The organism is Blautia sp. ZXY-1-C6, from assembly GCF_056339875.1.
The window spans coordinates 1-3,339 of record NZ_JBWJVQ010000012.1 but is presented as its reverse complement, the minus strand read 5'-3'; the positions used below and the strand labels follow the sequence as shown (position 1 = coordinate 3,339).

General features: G+C 41.2%; 5 protein-coding genes and 1 pseudogene. All 6 read right to left on the bottom strand.

All coding sequences use genetic code 11. The features are described from left to right. Positions 1-137 precede the first annotated feature (137 nt). A complete protein-coding gene (locus AC075J_RS00485) occupies positions 138-542 on the bottom strand; it encodes a hypothetical protein (RefSeq protein ID WP_476389833.1) in 405 nt (134 codons plus the stop codon). 160 nt (positions 543-702) lie between these two features. Next, positions 703-927 carry a VOC family protein gene (locus tag AC075J_RS00480; RefSeq protein ID WP_025580014.1) on the bottom strand — a complete coding sequence of 75 codons (225 nt, stop codon included), beginning with the start codon at positions 925-927 and terminating at the stop codon, positions 703-705. Positions 928-971: 44 nt separating this feature from the next. After that, a complete protein-coding gene (locus tag AC075J_RS00475; RefSeq protein WP_118617517.1) occupies positions 972-2,030 on the bottom strand; it encodes a hypothetical protein in 1,059 nt (352 codons plus the stop codon). Positions 2,031-2,155: 125 nt separating this feature from the next. Further along, positions 2,156-2,302, bottom strand: a pseudogene (locus AC075J_RS00470) (nucleotidyltransferase); the annotation flags it as partial. Positions 2,303-2,305: 3 nt separating this feature from the next. Next, the gene (locus AC075J_RS00465) at positions 2,306-2,833 is read right to left on the bottom strand and encodes a VanZ family protein (protein ID WP_025580016.1); all 528 of its coding nucleotides are present in this window, start codon (positions 2,831-2,833) and stop codon (positions 2,306-2,308) included. Beyond that, positions 2,830-3,339, bottom strand: a 510-nt coding sequence (locus AC075J_RS00460; protein ID WP_476389832.1) for a hypothetical protein, incomplete at its 5' end; no start/stop codon positions are given. The genes AC075J_RS00460 and AC075J_RS00465, both read right to left, overlap by 4 nt.

The following is a 3,339-nucleotide window of genomic DNA, read 5'->3' as shown; positions in this document are numbered from 1 at the left end:
ATGTAAAACTCAGTCCTTTGCTCGTCTTGAAAGGATAGCCCTGAAATGCCACAATCGCATTCCACAAATTATCTGCGGATGGTTCCTCTGCCATTTCTGCTACAGCTTTCTTCCTCTCCCGGTACAACTTCTCCCGATCAGCACCAACGCTGCTCTCCTTCATTTTGTAAATGATTTTCGTGTACGGAAGGTATGAGTTCACGGAAGCCCGAGAACGTTCCAGTGTGGACATAATCTCCTCCACACTCTTCCCCCTCTTTCCACAATGAAAGCACTTCATCCACTGTGGCTGATTCATATATCTTTTTACCTTGCACTTCCCCGGCTGTGATGAGCAGCTTGCGGACTTTTAAGGGATTCAACCCACAATCAAGTTCATCCACGATTGCCTGGAGAGATGGGTGGTTCCCGTACTCATCCAGAGCTTCATATACCCCAACAACCGCTGCCAGAAGTTCTTCCGTAATTTCTTCTCTATCATAATCCGGCTTCTTCTTCGGCTTCCCGGCATGCCAGGTTCTGTTCGCTTTTTCCACACTCATCTTTATCACTTCATCTTTCTAAATCGTAACTATCTATATATAAGTCTTCAAAGAGAAGCCGATTTCTCATCGGCTGTCTCTTACGTGACAGTGACAGGATTCCCATAATACACACCCCCTATTCTTTTGGGTAGTATGATTCATTTTCGACTATCTTTTCTCACATCTTCGCCGCTTCCGGATGTGATACTCTGGCAGGTGGATTGGACACACCGAAGATTTCCAGTTCTATATTTCCACATTGCAAATCCGATTTCCAGTCATTTCTTTCCGGGCGATAGTTCTCCCGGATGACAGAAAAACCTAGCTTGTTGACATAGAAATCTTTTGAACGGTTGTAATCTGATACTATAATTGCTATGTGATGAATTGCTGTTAATTGCATAAATCTGATACCTCCCACAAGTTACCATCTAACAGTAACCCCACTTAGTCCTTCTTCATTTGTTTCGAATAATATTTACTGTCAAAATCGCTCTTTTTAATCGTATTATTTCTATAATCTGCGACTAATTGCATTAACTTATCCTGCGGTACACTCATTCCCTTTCCCAGAACAAACAGGTTAAAATGCTTAATCTTCTTTCGCTGCAACTTATCTATACTTTTTGTCAGGGCAGGATGAAGAACATAAATGCAATCATTATTTACATTTAACAAATCATTTCCTGTAATATAAGTTACTTTTGTAGAGTCTAAAAATTCCTGTGTAACATACCCTTCTCTGTTTAATGACGTTGGTATTATTCCTAGCATTCCCAGCTTGTACAACATTGAAAAAGGATGATGAATCGCATCACACTTCTTGCAATTTCCTTTACATCTGGATAAACCATTGAATTTTTTGCATACATCGTGAACATCTCGTATAAACATCAAGTTTCTATCAAACAAACTCAGCAACCGTTTGAAATTATTAGTCTGTGCCCAGAAGTTCGGTAACATACTAATCTTCTCGTAATAATAACAAACATTTCCAGATGCAAGAGAAGGGTCATTATTAAATGCAAGTTCGGCTGCCGTTTCCTCAATCAACTCCTTAACCTTTTCCCCTCGACCAAGAACTGTAGCTATTTTTTTAATCTCAGGCATATGTTCTGTTAATACTCTTCCATACTCCTGAATGTCATGAGTTCTGTCAAAAGAATGACGGAAAATACTGTCAAATACAGATTCACTAAGTGCCAGATTATACGGATGACACAGGGTTTTAACGCCCACAAATGCTTCTTCTTCCATGCCATCCATCTTCGCCAATGATGGTTCAAATAAATAATCTGGATCCTGGTTTCCAATGCACTCATAAAAAATTTTTCTCTGCTCTTCCTTTGAATAATACAATTCAACATAATTGTTCAATGTTTTCTTGCTGTTTTGTCCAAGCAAATTTTCTTCACACGCAAATGCTTCTTTTCGAATCGTATAGTTCACTTCTATTGTACTTTGAAAATCTGTTTTTATTTGCGATGCCGCAACTAGCAGTCCCAATTGAAGATACTGCCAGATATTAACATGCCGATATTTATCATTATCTTTTGAATAAATACGTAAGCTAATATTTGCAGGTACAGTATATGTTTCACACCCATAACAGCAGTTAAACTTACATACTCTTTGTTAAATCCGGCTTCGATGGCATCATGGATGGAATAGTCCATAATAATCTCATCATGTAATCCCACCGGCTCCAATTGCTTGATTCCTCCGCCGAAGCGTGAGCCGATACCGGCTGCCATAATCAGTAATGTTGTGTTTTTCATATGCTATTTCCTCCATTTGAAAATCAATCGCCAAAATGTATATCCAGCCACACCACCCAGTACATTCATAATTACATCATCTGTCTGCAGATATCCCCGCTGTGTCACAAACTGTATCAGTTCAATGCCAGCGCTGAGTCCAGTCAGCACCAGAACGGCTGTGCGAAATTCCCGCAGTCCTCTATGCAACATCGGAAGAAACACCCCTACGGGCAGGAACATAATCATATTCTCAATCTCATGCGCTCTGCTCTGCGCTGTTGTTCCCCAGGTGCTGAAAGGAATCAAATCAGCGGCAGTTCTGCTTCCCGGTTCTCGTGACAGCAGTGTGACCTGAAGCAAAACCGCTCCGTAAAATGCCAGAAACATACTCTTACCTAGCAGCGAAACATAGTTGCTCCGCTTTTCCTTGTCCATGATTCGACTGTGGTTTAATACTGTTAAAGCCAGGGCAGTACAAACTGCAGCCGCCAATCCATATTTCAGATATGGAAATGTATCGCAGATATCATGCAAAATAATCTCTATCATTCCGTGTCCTCTGCCAATACTTCAACCTTGATTTTCCCCACTACCGCATCCGGAAACTGCCGACACTGATAAGCCACTTTTATATCCGCTTCTCCCACTTTCTTCGGAATCATATAAATCTTTTTAAATTCAACCATTCTTCCTTGCAGCAGCTTGTCCAAATGCAGTACAACATCTCCATCTTCCACTCTACGGTAAAAATCTTTGTTAAATGGTGTAAGCAGCGACACCGGAACATTCATCAGCTCTGACGGATACGCCAAACCGGAAGCTAAAAATACCCTGCTTGCACAGTCAAACGCATTCTGCATCTCAAGGGACGGTATCTTATGGATGGCTTTCTTCTGTCTGGCCGCATGGAACGGGTCTGAAATAGTGCTAAACTTCGAAAGAGATTCCCACTCATCCTCATCAATCACCCATACATTTTCTGGCTCGTCCATGTCCACATAGATTTCTTCCGCCATCGCCTTTCCATCATTGTGCAGCGTAATCTTTAACTCTAC